This window comes from Anabaena catenula FACHB-362, assembly GCF_014698735.1.
GTDB classification, from domain to species: Bacteria; Cyanobacteriota; Cyanobacteriia; order Cyanobacteriales; family Nostocaceae; genus Anabaena; species Anabaena variabilis_A.
Window position 1 is genome coordinate 25,982 of record NZ_JACJTQ010000005.1, and the last position, 15,484, is coordinate 41,465.

14 protein-coding genes are annotated in these 15,484 nt (G+C 37.3%); 11 read left to right on the forward strand and 3 right to left on the reverse strand.

What is annotated here, in order from left to right:
• Window positions 1-68: 68 nt before the first annotated feature.
• Window positions 69-1,109 (reverse strand): NADP(H)-dependent aldo-keto reductase, encoded by a 1,041-nt coding sequence (locus tag H6G68_RS05325; RefSeq protein WP_190905704.1) that lies wholly within the window; start codon window positions 1,107-1,109, stop codon window positions 69-71.
• Between the two features lie 448 nt (window positions 1,110-1,557).
• On the opposite strand from H6G68_RS05325, the gene H6G68_RS05330 reads away from it, so the two are divergent.
• From H6G68_RS05330 to H6G68_RS05380, 11 genes are all read left to right on the forward strand, one after another.
• A complete protein-coding gene (locus H6G68_RS05330; protein WP_190905705.1) occupies window positions 1,558-3,192 on the forward strand; it encodes an iron uptake porin in 1,635 nt (544 codons plus the stop codon).
• 42 nt (window positions 3,193-3,234) lie between these two features.
• Complete coding sequence (locus H6G68_RS05335) at window positions 3,235-4,323, forward strand: sulfonate ABC transporter substrate-binding protein (RefSeq protein WP_190905706.1); 1,089 nt, start codon at window positions 3,235-3,237, stop codon at window positions 4,321-4,323.
• A 52-nt stretch (window positions 4,324-4,375) separates the two neighbouring features.
• The gene (locus H6G68_RS05340; protein ID WP_190905707.1) at window positions 4,376-5,197 is read left to right on the forward strand and encodes an NADPH-dependent oxidoreductase; all 822 of its coding nucleotides are present in this window, start codon (window positions 4,376-4,378) and stop codon (window positions 5,195-5,197) included.
• 758 nt (window positions 5,198-5,955) lie between these two features.
• The gene (locus H6G68_RS05345) at window positions 5,956-6,765 is read left to right on the forward strand and encodes an ATP-binding cassette domain-containing protein (protein ID WP_190905708.1); all 810 of its coding nucleotides are present in this window, start codon (window positions 5,956-5,958) and stop codon (window positions 6,763-6,765) included.
• A gap of 208 nt (window positions 6,766-6,973) precedes the next feature.
• Window positions 6,974-8,095: an aliphatic sulfonate ABC transporter substrate-binding protein gene (locus tag H6G68_RS05350; RefSeq protein ID WP_190905709.1), complete on the forward strand. Its 1,122-nt coding sequence runs from the start codon at window positions 6,974-6,976 to the stop codon at window positions 8,093-8,095.
• Window positions 8,096-8,134: 39 nt separating this feature from the next.
• Window positions 8,135-8,998: a TauD/TfdA dioxygenase family protein gene (locus H6G68_RS05355; RefSeq protein WP_190905710.1), complete on the forward strand. Its 864-nt coding sequence runs from the start codon at window positions 8,135-8,137 to the stop codon at window positions 8,996-8,998.
• 77 nt (window positions 8,999-9,075) lie between these two features.
• Complete coding sequence (locus tag H6G68_RS05360) at window positions 9,076-10,119, forward strand: sulfonate ABC transporter substrate-binding protein (RefSeq protein WP_190905711.1); 1,044 nt, start codon at window positions 9,076-9,078, stop codon at window positions 10,117-10,119.
• Window positions 10,120-10,201: 82 nt separating this feature from the next.
• On the forward strand, window positions 10,202-11,047 hold the full coding sequence (gene ssuC / locus H6G68_RS05365; RefSeq protein ID WP_190905712.1) for an aliphatic sulfonate ABC transporter permease SsuC: 846 nt from the start codon (window positions 10,202-10,204) through the stop codon (window positions 11,045-11,047).
• A 180-nt stretch (window positions 11,048-11,227) separates the two neighbouring features.
• Complete coding sequence (gene ssuD / locus H6G68_RS05370) at window positions 11,228-12,388, forward strand: FMNH2-dependent alkanesulfonate monooxygenase (RefSeq protein WP_190905713.1); 1,161 nt, start codon at window positions 11,228-11,230, stop codon at window positions 12,386-12,388.
• A gap of 67 nt (window positions 12,389-12,455) precedes the next feature.
• Entirely contained in the window at window positions 12,456-13,022 is a 567-nt protein-coding gene (ssuE, locus tag H6G68_RS05375; RefSeq protein WP_190905714.1) for an NADPH-dependent FMN reductase, read from the forward strand.
• An 8-nt stretch (window positions 13,023-13,030) separates the two neighbouring features.
• The gene (locus tag H6G68_RS05380) at window positions 13,031-13,267 is read left to right on the forward strand and encodes a DUF7219 family protein (RefSeq protein WP_190905715.1); all 237 of its coding nucleotides are present in this window, start codon (window positions 13,031-13,033) and stop codon (window positions 13,265-13,267) included.
• A 386-nt stretch (window positions 13,268-13,653) separates the two neighbouring features.
• On the opposite strand, the gene H6G68_RS05385 is transcribed toward H6G68_RS05380, so the two are convergent.
• Complete coding sequence (locus tag H6G68_RS05385) at window positions 13,654-14,181, reverse strand: DUF2808 domain-containing protein (RefSeq protein ID WP_190905716.1); 528 nt, start codon at window positions 14,179-14,181, stop codon at window positions 13,654-13,656.
• Between the two features lie 555 nt (window positions 14,182-14,736).
• Window positions 14,737-15,420, reverse strand: coding sequence for a glutathione S-transferase family protein (locus H6G68_RS05390; protein WP_190905717.1), 684 nt, complete (start codon window positions 15,418-15,420; stop codon window positions 14,737-14,739).
• Window positions 15,421-15,484 lie beyond the last annotated feature (64 nt).

The following is a 15,484-nucleotide window of genomic DNA, read 5'->3' on the forward strand; positions in this document are numbered from 1 at the left end:
GTGTAATCTCACCGCCACTATTATTAAGTGAGGTGAGAATATCACTTTGTATTTTTTACAAAAAATGATTAAGGTGCTGGATTTGGATAACGAGTATGAATTGCATCCAATTCCGCCAAAACCTCTTTTTCAAGCACTACATTTACACTATTTATATTTTCTTGTAATTGTGCCAAAGTTGTTGCACCAATAATCGTGCTTTTCACAAACCAGCGACTTTTAACAAATGCGATCGCTAATTGGGCTGGTGTGAGATTATACTTTTTAGCTACTTCCACATAAGCTGCTACGGCTTCCTGAACATTGGGTTTTAAATAGCGTTGTCCAAAACCTGGGAATAGAGATATTCTGGTATTTTCTAATTGTTGATTATCTATATATTTACCAGTCAAAAAACCAAAACCAAGCGGACTATAAGCCAATAAACCAACATCTGTATAACGAGAAACTTCCGCTAAACCTGATTCAAAATTACGATTGAGTAAATTGTAAGCATTTTGAGTTGTCAAAACTTTAGGTAATCCCAGTTCATTAGCAATGCGAATAAACTCACTGACTCCCCAAGGAGTTTCATTACTCAAACCAAGATAGCGAATTTTTCCAGATTTAATAACCTCAGCAAATGCCTTTAATTGTTCAGCAATAGACACAGTTTCTCGCTCAAATTCGGGATTATAACTTGTCTGTCCGAAAGTAGGAACATAACGATCTGGCCAATGAATTTGATACAAATCTATATAATCAGTTTGTAATCTCTGCAAACTATCATCAACTGCTTGTATGATATTTTCACGGTCAACTTTATTATTTCCGCCCCTCAACCAGGAAAAAGGACGACCAGGTCCTGCAATTTTAGTAGCAACAATCAATTTATCTCGCTGCTGTTTCTTCAACCATTCACCAATATAAGCCTCTGTCTTTCCTTGGGTTTCACCACGAGGGGGGACTGGATACATTTCAGCAGCATCTAGGAAATTTATTCCTTGGGTAACAGCATAGTCTAGTTGTTGATGTGCTTCTTCAATAGTATTTTGATGCCCATAGGTCATAGTTCCTAGACAAATTTCTGAAACCTTAAGGTCGCTTGCACCAAGTTGGTTGTATTTCATAATGTTTGGATAATTCTCATTAATGACATTTTGCTACAAAAACTAAAGATATGCCTATCTTATGTAACTACTTTAAATCTATTGGCTTACCGGAGTTAAAGTCTGAAACCGTATACTATCATACACTGCTGAGATAGACAACCCTTTGTAACAAATAATGTAAAGTTAGAAAAAATGTATCCATAAATACTCAAATTATACATTTTTTGTGAAATAGTGCTATTTAATCAAATAAACTACAGTAACTCGATCAATTTACCGTATTTATTTTAAATAAGGTAATTTTGTCACTACTATAGGCTTTCATGTCATTACAAATACAAAATTTATCGAGAGTAGACCTTTTATAAAAAAATTCTTTCCGAGAAATTTTGATACTTTCCCTATGTGAAGGCGAAATTGGTTGTGATTTCGTACCGGATTAAATTATGTGTGTGTGGTTATCAAAATGAAAAAACCTATTTGGAAATTATTGTTCACTTTGCCAATTTTTCTGGGAATACTACTCTTGCTAGATAGTAAAAAAACTATTGCTAATGAAAAAGCTACTCTAATATTTGCCCAAAACACATTAGAAACTAACGAATCTTCAATTACATCTGTATCCCAACTTTCCGATATTCAACCCACTGACTGGGCTTTTCAAGCTTTGCAATCTTTAGTAGAAAAATACGGTTGTATTGTTGGTTATCCTGATAGTCAGTATCGAGGGAATCGCTCTCTCTCTCGCTATGAATTTGCAGCAGGGTTAAATGCTTGCTTAGATCAAGTTACCAAACTTATTGCATCATCTACAACTAATATTGCTACCAAGCAAGATTTAGCAACTCTAGAACGATTAAATGAGGAATTTCGTCCAGAAATAGCTCAATTACGGGGAAGATTAGATAGCTTAGAAGCACGAGCAGCAGAGATAGAAGCTAATCAATTCTCAACAACAACCAAATTGATAGGTGAAGTTATATTCTTAACAGCTGATACCTTTGGTGACAGAGCGAATAATACTTCTGCTGATGATACCCAAGATAATACTAATACTTTTTTATCTTACCAAGCTAGGCTTAATTTACAAACTAGCTTTACAGGTAAAGACCAATTAACAACTGGACTCACAGCCAACAATATCCCTAACTTGGCAAGTAGTACGGGAACGCACATGACTCGGTTTTCCGTAGATAAATCAGCTAACTATACAGATGGTAGCTTATATCTTGCCAGCTTATATTATCGTTTCCCAGTCGGCAAAAACGCTACAGTTTGGATAGGACCGAGAACCGTCAATTTTCCGGCGACAACTCCTACATTTAACGCCTTAAATGGTAGTCCCAGTCAAGGTGGTATTTCTCGGTTTGGACAATTTAACCCGACTGTTTATAGACCTGGCTTTGATGGTGCAGGAGCGGCTATTGCCTACAAGTTTAACAGTAAATTACAACTAAATTTAAGTTACATTGCTGATAATTTTCAGGCAAATCAACCTGACAATGGACTTTTCAATGATAGTTCCCAAGCAGCACTGGCTCAACTCACATTCTCTCCTAGTAAGCAATTCGATTTAGGGCTGACTTACACCCGCAAATACTTTCCTACGAATTCTGGAAATAACCTCACTGGTGGTACAGGTAGTGCTTTTGCTAGAGACCCCTTCAGACTAAATTCTACAACTGTCTATGCCACAACATCTGATAACTTTGGTTTGCAATTTAATTGGAAAACCAGTTCTAAGTTTCATTTAGGTGGTTGGTTTGGTTACACCCTTGCTCATCAAGAAGTTGGCGGTGACAATGATGCAACAATTATCAATGGGGCGCTTACTCTTTCATTTCCTGATTTATTTAAACAAGGTAATGTGGGAGGAATTACTGTCGGAGTTCCACCCAAAGTCACAAGTAATAGTTTTCAGGTAGCTGGAGAAAGACGAGAAGATAAAGATACATCTTTACACATCGAAACCTTTTATCGTTTTCGAGTAAATGACAATATTAGTGTCACTCCAATTTTTTATCTGATTACCACGCCAGAACATAATGCTGCCAATGAACCAATTTGGGTAGGCGCTCTCCGTACCAGCTTTACTTTTTAGATGGATTTACATTACAAAATGTTTGTAGAGAATTTAATTTTGATGATGAACAGAATTTTTCAGCAGTTAAAAAGATTAATACTTTTTAGACTTGATGGTCAAAAGCAGTTATTATCTGTCAGACAGATTCGCATTTTTGGCTCTTTTATTACTGGCTTATGCCTCAGCTTTTTATTTGCGGCTTGCACAGCCAATAATGCCAGTAATAGTATTTCTGTATCTTCTAATAATCCAACTCCAGCTAAAGCATCGTTAGTCAGATTTGGCTATCAAAAATCAGCAATTCTTCTTAAAAATAAGGGAGTTTTAGAAAAACGCTTACAACCAGAAGGAGTATCTGTTCAATGGATTGAATTTCCGGCTGGTCCTCAGCTTTTAGAAGCAATGAATGTTGGTAGTATTGATTTTGGACATACTGGAGAATCACCACCAATTTTTGCTCAATCAGCAGGTGCTTCACTCACATATATTGCGGGAATTGCACCAAGTCCCGCAGGTTCAGCAATTTTAGTACCAAAATCATCTTCTATTCAAAAAATAGCTGATTTGAAAGGTAAAAATATTGCTTTTCAAAAAGGATCGAGCGCTCATTACTTATTAGTACAAATCCTTGAGCAAGCTGGTTTAAAGTACAGTGAAATTAAACCTATTTATTTGCCACCATCTGATGCCAGAGCAGCTTTTGTCAAGGGAAGTATCGATGCTTGGGTAATCTGGGACCCCTTTTATGCGGCAGCAGAAAAAAATACAGATGCTCGTGTTTTAATCGATGGTTCAGCTATTACTAAACAAGGTGGTTATTATTTAGCTAGTCGTCAATTTGCTACAGAGCAACCAGTAATTATCAAAGCCATTCTCGAAGAAATTCAAAAATTGGAGGATTGGTCTGATAAAAATCGAGACACTGTAGCAGAAACTCTTTCTCCCATTTTAGGTATTGATTTGGAAACCATGAAAAAATCAACCCAAAGAAAGAAATTTGGTATTGTGCAGATTGATGATGCCTTAATTGCCGAACAGCAAAAAGTTGGAGATAAGTTTTATGAGTTGAAATTGATTCCTAACAAAATTGATGTCAAAGAAGCATTTTTAAACCCAGAACAGTATACAGCTTTTTCGCCTAAAATATAAATTAGGAATGGAAAAGAAGAATTATCAACCACTGACTAATGACTAATTAATTATGAACAATCCTACTGATTCACTCAAGCATCGTTATGGGTTAGAAGCATTTAGTACTAATCTGCCTTGGAATGATACTTTAGCCACGTTGTTATCCCATCGTTCAATTCGTGCATATCTTACAGATGCTTTACCATCAGGAACTTTAGAAATTTTAATTGCTGCTGCACAATCTGCTTCTAGTTCTTCTAATCTCCAAACTTGGAGTGTAGTAGCAGTAGAAGATGAAAATCGCAAAGAAGAATTATCAAAACTAGCTAATAATCAAGCACATATTCGCCAATGTCCCTTGTTTCTTGTGTGGTTAGCAGATTTAGCTAGACTAACTCATATTGCCGAAAGTCGCGGACTACCCCATGAGGGTTTAGATTATTTAGAAATGTTTCTGGTGGCAGCGATAGATGCAGCATTAGCAGCGCAAAATGCTGTAGTAGCAGCAGAATCTCTTGGTTTAGCAACTGTGTATATTGGTGCATTGCGGAATAAACCACAGGAGGTAGCACAGGTACTCAATTTACCTCCTCATGTAGTTGCAGTGTTTGGATTATGTATTGGTTATCCTGATCCCATTGTGAATGTAGGTATTAAACCACGTTTGCCTCAATCGGTAGTCCTACATCGGGAAACTTATCAACTTGCAGAACAAGATCAGGGAATTTCTCTTTACAATCAAATTATGAAAGATTTTTATGCTTCACAGAATATGAATATTCCTGGTGATTGGTCAGAACATTCTAGTAAACGGGTAGCAACTGCTGAGTCTTTATCTGGTCGAGATAGGTTGCAGGAAGTTTTGAAGAATTTGGGTTTTGAATTACGTTAAATGACCAAATAATTCGTAATTCGTAATTCGTAATTCGTAATTCGTAATTATAGCAACTGTCAAGGTGGTTAGGACACCAACTGTAGTGCTAACGCACAGCGTAAGCCATAAGTACCTCGACAGGATTAATTACACGGTTTGTTTTCCTGTTAAGAGTTCCCTCTCTCCACTAATGAATTTAATTTTGTCCGACTACTTATATAAAACCTAGACATCAAAAGACTTCTCAGACTATCACCTATTACTGGCTATAAAGGAGTACAATCTCCTCACTGATTGCAACTACGAATTACTTTGACTCTTCAATAGAAATTATTTAACTTGACGTGAGCAATTAATTAGTTAATGGTCAACATTTTTAATGTTGTAAATCCCCATAGATAAGTGGGGATTTTTTTGTACATTTATTCTAAAAAATACTTGCATTTTTAATCTAATTGTGCAAAACTAAAAAAGCTACGGTATTCCTACCGATTTAACGTAGATTATGCCCAGCACAGAGTTGAATAGCAAGCATATTGGTATCATATCAGTGCCAGATGCTTGTTTACTAAAGCTTTTGCTTAAAAGACGCTCAAGCAAATTGAGAAATCAGTGTTTGTCAACTTACAGGTGTTCTCAAGCTGAAAAATAAATAAACACTAGATAAACATTGTAAAAACTTTGGTTGTAAAGAACATTACACGAGCGCTGCTAATTTTTAGTTAACAGACTTGCTTAACTGACTAGTAAAAAATCTAAAACGAGAGGTTTTGAATATGACTAATAAAATAAAAGGAATGCAACTAAATCTTCAAGGTCTGAGAAAGTCTTTTGGAAACAAAACTGTTTTACAAGGAATTGATTTGGAGATTCAGCCTGGAGAATTTGTAGCCATTGTAGGTCGGAGTGGCTGTGGTAAAAGTACAATGTTGCGCTTAGTTGCTGGGCTAGATGCTCCCAGTGAAGGCAATGTTTTATTGAATGGTCAATATACTGAACAGCGTATTAATCCAACTATCCGCATGATGTTTCAAGATGCGAGATTGTTACCTTGGCAACGAGTTTTGGCAAATGTGGAGCTAGGTTTATTAGGTTCTAACTCTAAAGTTTATGCCAAACAAACAGCCTTAAAAGTGTTAAGAGAAGTGGGCTTAGAAGACCGCGCTCATGAATGGCCTTCCGTCCTTTCTGGTGGACAACGGCAACGGGTAGCTTTAGCTAGGGCGTTGGCTAGTAAACCTTCTTTATTATTGTTAGATGAACCATTGGGCGCATTAGATGCCCTCACCAGAATTGAAATGCAGCAATTATTAGAACGTTTGTGGCAGGAACAGGGATTTACAGCATTGTTAATTACCCATGATGTCGAAGAAGCAGTTGTACTTGCAGACCGAGTAGTTTTGATTGAAAACGGTCAAATCAGTATGAATGTGGAAATTGACCTCCCACGACCACGGGCTAGAGGAAACGCGAAGTTTGCGAAAACTGTGGAGAGTATTTTAGACAGAGTCATGGGTAAGCAAGAATTGACACAAAAAGAATTAGTAGCAGAATCTTCTTATTTCTTAAGTTCAGTTTCTGCATAAATTTCGTTATTAGTTCCTTATTAGAAAGTATTTGGAGACAACATTATGACTATCATCCTATAACGTCTTCAATAAATAAAACTTTCATAAATATGGACAAAATAGTAAAGCATTAATAGAGCAGTTGGCGGATAATTCATTGCCATCTCAATTTCTTAAATAGCTGGCAATTTTGTAACCTACTCCACAAAGAAAAGGTAATTTAATCATGACAAATTGGGAAGATAAATTTGCATCATGGAAAAGCCGACGGATTACTCGTCGTCACGCCGTATTTGCTTTTGGCTATAGCTTAGTCCTATCAACTACACTGTTTAGTTGCAGCACTCCACAAAATAACAATCAGCAACAAGCCAATTCATCTACATCCAACATAACTAATACAGCGAGTACATCTACCTCTAGTGATAGCACTAGTAAAAAAGTAGTCAGAATTGTTCGTTCTAAACAACTCACAGCCTTAGCAGTTTTAGAAAAACAAGGTACTCTTGAAAAACGATTAGAACCTCTAGGTTACAAAGTCGAATGGCCTGAATTTGCCGCTGGACCTCAACAGCTAGAAGCTTTAAATGCAGGTGGACTTGATATTGCTTCCACCGCAGAATCACCCCCTGTGTTTTCTCAAGCTGCTGGAACACCTCTTGTATACTTAGCTGCGAATTCTTCTGATGGTAAGGCAGTTTCTCTTTTAGTTCCTGTCAATTCTCCAGTTAAAAGTTTCAAAGATTTGAAAGGTAAAAAAATTGCTTTCCAAAAAGCATCTATCGGTCATTACTTAACAGTGCGAGCCGTAGAAAAAGAAGGGCTAAAACTTAGTGATGTAGAGTCAGTTTTTCTAGCACCTCCTGATGCTAATGCAGCGTTTAGCCAAGGTAAAGTAGATGCTTGGTTTATCTGGGACCCTTTTGTCACTAGAAATGAACAAAATAAAGTAGGAAGAGTACTAATAGATGGTAGTGGTGGATTGCGAGATACTAACAATTTTTACACTACAAATCGCAAATTCTATGAAGAAAACCCTGAAGTAATTAAAGTATTTTTGGACGAACTAGAGAAAGCACAAGTCTGGTCTAAAAATCACCCCAAAGAAATTGCTCAATTGCTCACCTCCGCAACTCAGCTTGATGTACCAACTTTGGAAAAAATGCACAGTAAATATGATTTTGCATTAGTGCCAATCACCGAAGAAATTATCAAAAAGCAACAACAAGTCGCTGATAAATGGTTAAGTCTAGGATTAATACCCAAAAAAGTAAATGTCAGAGATGGGTTTTTAACTCCTGAGCAATATGCCGAAATTACTCCCAAAGAAGTACTTGCTAAAAAATAGCACTTTTTCCATAACATTTTAAATCTTTAATTTTTGATTATGCCAACACTCACTTTAACCAACTTTGAAATTACTCCCATTAATGCACCATTAGGCGCAATCGTAACTGGATTAGATGCTAGAAACCCTCTTGCACCTGAAGTAATTTTACAGCTTAAACAAGCATTACGTGATTATCATATTCTCATCTTCAAAAATCAAAATCTTAATGATGAGCAATTCTTGAATTTTGCGTTTAACTTTGGTTCACTATTTGTGCCACCTGATGATATTCCAGTTCTAGCTTCTCAGCCAGGAATAACACCAGTTATAATTCCTGTTTCTAACGTTGATGGTGGTTATACAGGCACAGGTGAATTAGCTTTTCATTCTGATCACAAATGGACACCCTATCCTTCTAGTGGTTCTCTACTTTATGCTTTAGAAGTTCCATCTAAAGGTGGAGATACTTCTTGGTTAAATCTGATTTCAGCTTATGAAACTTTGGATGAATTTACAAAGCGCAGAATTGCAGATTTGCAGTTGATTACTTATAATCCATTTTTAAATAAACCAGGTGTGCCACGTTCAAAATATCGTCATGATCAGAGTATTCCCCTAATTAGTCCTGTCTTTCCTCATCCATTAGTAAGAACGCATCCAGAAAGTGGTAAAAAGATTTTATATCTAGATTACACCACTGAAGTTGAAGTTGTCGGTTTAGATCCCCAAGAAGGTTCAGAATTAATTGAACAGTTGAGAGAACATCTTCACCAGCCGCAGTTTTATTATCAACATCAATGGTCTGTAGGCGATATTGTCTACTGGGATAATCAATCTACTTTGCATTACCGCCAAGCTTTTGATCCTAATCAACGTCGAGTGATGAAACGGATTAGTTTAGCGGGTAGTCGCCCATTTTAGATTCTGTGTTTTAGCGACATAATTAGCAACATAATTTATCCACTGACAAATATAAAATCTAAAGAGGAAGCATAATCATGAATTTTCAGCTACCACAAAGCACAATTCTACATAAATTTGTTCAATATTCAGCATTAGCTTTAGTTTTTATTTCTGCTCCAATTGCTAGTAATATAGTTCAAGCTCAAAACACGACTTCTGTTAATAAAACAGGTATTAAAACAAAAATAGTGCGACTTGCTTATCAAACTTCTGGGGATATTGTTAAGATCAAAGGAGTAATAGATAAGCGTCTGAAGCCGTTAGGTGTCAAGATAGAATGGTCTCCATTTCCTGCTGGACCACAACTAATGGAAGCAATGAATGCCAACAGAGTTGATATTGGTTCTGTCGGAGAAACACCGCCTATATTTGCCCAAGCTGCTGGCGCTCAACTTGCTTATATTGCTGGACGTAAACCCAGTAAGGGCGAAGGTAGTGCCATTGTTGTCCAGAAAGATTCTCCTATTAAAACAGTCAAGGATCTGAAAGGGAAGAAAGTTGTTTTTCAAAAGGGATCTGCATCACATTATTTACTACTCAGAGCATTAGCAGAAGTAGGTTTAAAATATAGCGATATTCAAGCAGTTAGTTTAACTCCTGCTGAAGCCCGTGATGCTTTTATTCAAAAGAAAATTGATGCTTGGGTAGCTTGGGACCCTTCTATTGCCTTCGTCCAAAAAACTGCTAATGCTCGTGTTTTGAGAAATGCTTCAGGAATTGCTACTCAGGGTGGTTTTTATATGGCTAGACGTAGTTTTGCCGTTGACAACCCGGAAGTTGTGCGAATAATTTTAGAAGAAGTAGATAAGTTAGGAGAATGGGCAGAATCTAATCCTAATGAGGTTGTGAAAATTCTTGCACCTGAATTAAAACTTGATCCGTCACTATTAGGAGTAGTAGTTCGTAGACGTACATTCCGTATCCGCCCAATTAACTCATCTCTGATTGCTGAACAACAACGTATTGCTGATTTGTTTTATAAAGAAGGAGTTATTCCTAAAAAGATTGCCATTAGAGAATCGGTTTTAACTTCTCAACAGTATGCAGCTATTACACCACAAAGAATTAGTAAAAAATAACCTGTATTTGTTCTAATTCTTCCGTTAGAAGGGTGGCTAAAACCCACCATTAATTATCCTCCTCATTACTTAATAAGTTGTTATGAAACTTTCTTCTTCATCTACAAGTTTTTCATCACGCCATACAACAAGAAAGAAGAAATTCCATTTTAAGTTTATAAAGAATCGCTATTTTCAATCATTCATCCCTTGGGCTGTACCGATAACAATAATTATATTATGGCAATTCTTGTCTGCTATTGGTTTTATTCCCACGAGAATATTACCAGCACCTTTAGCAGTTGTTAGTGCTGCTATTAAATTGGCTCAAACGGGTGAACTTTTCAGAAATATTGGTATTAGTTCTCTACGGGCAATATCTGGTTTTTTACTGGGAGGGAGTATAGGCTTTAGTTTAGGTTTACTTAATGGTATTTCTCCAATTGCTGAAAAGTTGTTAGATACATCCCTGCAAATGCTTCGCAACATTCCTAACTTAGCATTAATTCCCCTGGTAATTTTGTGGTTTGGTATTGGCGATGAGGCGAGATTATTTCTTGTATCTTTGGGTGTAATGTTTCCCATTTATTTAAATACTTTTCATGGTATTCGCAGTGTTGACCACGGATTGATTGAAATGGGTAAAATTTACGGTTTAAATACTTGGGGTTTATTCTGGCGAATTATTCTCCCAGGGGCTATGTCTTCGATTTTGGTGGGTGTGCGCTTTTCTTTAGGGATTATGTGGTTGACACTCATTGTCGCGGAAACAATTGCTGCTGATTCTGGAATTGGTTATATGGCAACGAATGCTAGAGAATTTATGCAAACTGATATTGTAGTCTTGAGCATTTTAATATATGCCTTATTCGGCAAGCTGGCTGATATAGTTGCTAAAGCTTTGGAGAATTACTGGTTGCAGTGGAACCCCAGTTATTTAAAGGGTTAAGGCAATGTCAAATCTAAATCCACATATAACCGATAAAGTTACGGTGCTTTTTTATAAAAGTATTGCTTTTCTGAACTCATCATGTAATAATCTTAAACATCACATACATACTACGGTTAATCGATAGATTTTTTGTAAATAAAGAATTTAAAAGTTTTACAGCCACCTTAAATAAGAACCATGCAAGTACTTTGGTTTATTCCCACTCATGGCGACGGACGCTATTTAGGAACTGCTATAGGCGGAAGATCAGTCAACTTTGATTATTGGCGACAAATCGCCCAAGCAGTTGATCAATTAGGGTATACAGGTGCTTTATTACCTACAGGTCGTTCTTGTGAAGATGCTTGGATTTTGGCATCAAGTTTAGTAACTCATACTAAAAAAATGCGGTTTTTGGTGGCTATACGTCCAGGGTTGATGTCACCAGGAATAGCTGCAAGAATGGCGGCTACTTTTGATAGAATTTCTGGCGGACGGTTATTAATTAATGTAGTTACAGGTGGTGATCCTGTTGAATTAGCTGGTGATGGTTTGCACCTAAATCATGACGATCGCTATAAACTTACAGATGAGTTTTTAACAGTTTGGCGGGAAATAGCTGCGGGTGAAGTTGCCAACTTTGAAGGTGATTACCTCAATATCAAAGAAGGGAAAATACTATTTCCCAATGTGCAGAAACCTTATCCACCTTTGTGGTTTGGTGGTTCTTCTCCTATTGCCCAAGAAATTGCTGCTAAACACGTTGATGTATACTTAACTTGGGGTGAACCTCCTGCACAAGTTGCTGAAAAAATTACTTATTTACAACGATTAGCAGCAGCAGAAGGTAGAACATTACGTTTTGGCATTCGGTTACACGTCATTGTTAGAGAAACAGAGAGTCTAGCTTGGGAAGCAGCCAATGATTTGATTCGTTATGTAGATGAAGATGCGATCGCTAAATCCCAACAAGCTTATGCCCGCATGGATTCCGTCGGACAACAGCGGATGAAGGAATTACATAACGGTAGTCGTGAAGCTTTGGAAATTAGCCCAAATTTATGGGCAGGAATTGGTTTAGTTCGGGGTGGTGCGGGAACTGCATTAGTAGGTGATCCCGATACCGTTGCTAGAAGAATGGAGGAGTATGCAGACTTGGGTATTGATACTTTTATCTTCTCTGGTTATCCTCATTTAGAAGAAGCTTATCGGGTAGCTGAATTGCTTTTTCCTCGTTTACCTTTAGATAATTTACCAACAGTAGAACCACAGCTATTGAGTCCTTTTGGCGAGATTGTTGCTAACCGGGAATTTCCGAAACAGCAAGTTAAAGAAAAAGCTGTTGCCACTGTAGATTAAATCTTTGATAAAAATCAAGCATAGGCAATCCAAAGAGAAAATAATTCAAATTAGAGGTTTTTGTAATATGGCTTATATTTTAGCAATTGCTGGTAGTCCTTCTCATCCTTCTAAAAGCTATGGACTTTTAGAATATGCAACTCAATTTATTTCCCAACAAGGCTTAGAAACAGATATTATTTCTGTGCGAGATTTACCTGCTGAGGATTTAGTTTATGGACGTTACAATAGCGCAGCTTTAGAAAAACCAAAAGCACTGCTAGAACAGGCAAGTGGTGTAATTATTGCCACACCAATTTATAAAGCTGCATATACTGGTGTACTCAAGGCATTTTTAGATTTATTACCACAAAAAGCTTTGACGGGTAAAATTATCCTACCCTTAGCGACTGGTGGGACAATCGCTCATTTATTATCAATAGAATATGCCCTAAAACCAGTTTTAGGTGAATTAGGTGCAAGGCATATTTTAAGTACAGTTTATGCAGTGGATAAGCAAATACAAATTCAAGCTGATGCTAGTTTGCAGTTGGATGAAGAAATTGAACAACGCCTACAAGAAGTTTTAATAGAATTTGTACAAGCTGTTAATAAGTCTCAACCTGATGTCAAAGAATTAGCTTATAGCAACTAAAGGTATCTATGAATCAATACTCTGATTTGCTCTCTGAACTATCTGATTTTCTTTATCCTCGTAGTCCATATCATGGACAGTTGGAATCAGAAAATGTAGCTTTTAATGCTCAACTTCAAGATTTTTCTCAACGCGTAAACTATATTTGCGGTCTACAAACTGGTGGTAAACTTTCCTCTGAAGATGCTTATAAACAAATTCAACTTCTCTGGAAACACTTAAAAATGACCAAGAAAAAAATATGACTTTGCAACTCAAAAAGGAGAATGTTCCTCAAATTTTGGTTGATACTTGTGCTGATCACCATAATTGGGAATCGTCTTAAGTAGCTTGGCACAATTAAATATAAAACCTCTCTCCAAACCTCTCACGCCAGTTGCTACAACGGGGGGAACCCCCGCAACGCACTGGCTCCCCTGGTAGGGCAGAGGCTTTGACTCCCCCTTCCAGCAACAAAAGTTTTTCCGCTTCCCTCTCCTCTTAGGAGAGGGTTAGGGAGAGGTAGGGAAGGGGGTTGGGGGGTTGGGGGGTTAGGTTTATATTATATTTTTTAACGCCCACTTACTTAAACAAACCAAATAGGATACATTCTCCCTAACAAATAAACTCAAATTAATCGAATTACTTTCATTTATTCATTGCCAGTATTGCCGTAGAATTGCAAGCGAGCAGTACCCAAAACTAAATTATTTGTCCTTTCACCAAAAGATAAACTCTGTACTCGGAATTGATAAATACCTTCGTAAGTGGGATTACGAAAAGGCTTTAAACCGATAGTGATTGTTTTACCAGCTGCAACTGGTTGGTCAAAGGTAACAATGAGGGTTTGCGGTTGATTTCCTTTTTTGGCTAGGGTGACACCTAGCTTTTCTCTTTGTCCGTTTGTTTCTACAAAGGCAATACTGTTTTTATCATCGAAGTCAATGGTTTCCAAACCTTCTACTTGTGTAAAAGCTAATTGTTTCAGTGGCACATTAACAGCCGAAGCTGGTAATTTGAGTGTGAAATAATAGGTTGCTCCCCAAGCACTAGCTTGATTATAAGTTGTTTCAGCCGTCAACAATCGTGTTGGTTGTATTCCATAGGTAGCAGGAACAGACAGCAAACAAATTCCTGTGCTAACAAATAGGGTTTTACACAGTCTCACAAAGCTGTTCATGTTTTTTTGGGATTTGATGTTTTAAATTGGCTTTTTCTGTAGACAACTTATCAACAGAAAATGTTGAATTTACCAATGATATATACCTTAAGAATGTTTGTATAGACATGACATTATCGAAGAATCAACTCAATATAAAATATAACTTGAGTTAAATCATCAGCGATTTAGCCAGAATATACAAATAAACTGGAACTACAGGGCATCTATTTGGTTTAATTCAACCCTTTAAGTTTAACAACTCAAAGTCCATATAAATTACATATATTAGTTAATTTTAATCGCCCCGAATCCTATCAGATTCGGTGGATTAAATGAGAAGCGATGCTATTTCTTTGTATCATTTGCCTCCTACGCCAATAGGATTCAGCTAAAGAAAATAGGACTTACGCAAAAAACCTCTCCAACTCTAATTTCTCTGTGTTTTGTGTGGTTAGTTTTGATATTAATTGTGCGTAAGTCCTGGGAAAATTATTTGTTTAGGTAGGGGAGGCTGATCTGAACTGTGTGGCTTTTCCAACCCATCCTACAAAAGCTTTATGGATTTTTTGCTGACTACTTTTGAGCCGCACCAACAGCTAGTGGTTGACCAAGAATCTTGGTGAATCTATCCAAATAGAAGTCTACAGGATTTGCAACAGCTTGGACTGATTTGCGATCGCGCACTACATCCCACCATTTCTGCAAGCGAGGGGTTTCTGCTGGTAATGTGAAATTGCGGAAGTGTTCTAGAACGGGTAAGCGTTCAAACCAAGGATAGAAGCTGATATCAACTAAACTAAATGTCTCCCCTAACCAGTAAGGGCTATTACCGGATAGCTCACCTAATCCTTCTTGCTCTATGTACAATAGGGCTTCTAGAAACTCACCCCGTCCCTGTTCTTGTTCTTGGGTATCTTTACCACGGAGGAATTTGTTAAACGCAGGTACAAGGCGGGTATTAGCGTAATCAATCCAGAGACGTGCGATCGCTTTTTCTCCAGAATCACGAGGTAATAGAGGTGGTTCGGGGAATACCTCATCTAAATATTCATTAATGATCGCAGACTCATAGAGTTCGATATCTCCATGCTTGATTGCAGGGACTTTGCCATATCGTGAAATTAGCGTAAAATTAGCAGGTTTCTGTTGTAAATCAATTTCAGTCGCGGTGAATTCAATCCCTTTTTCCAATAAAACAACACGGGTGCGTTGGGAAAAAGTAGAAGCTTTAGCAAAATAAAGTTGGATATTACTCATGAAATACTGTCCTTGTAATTATTTGGGCGCAGTCTGTTTGGGGCTTGATGAGGGCAATACCTAC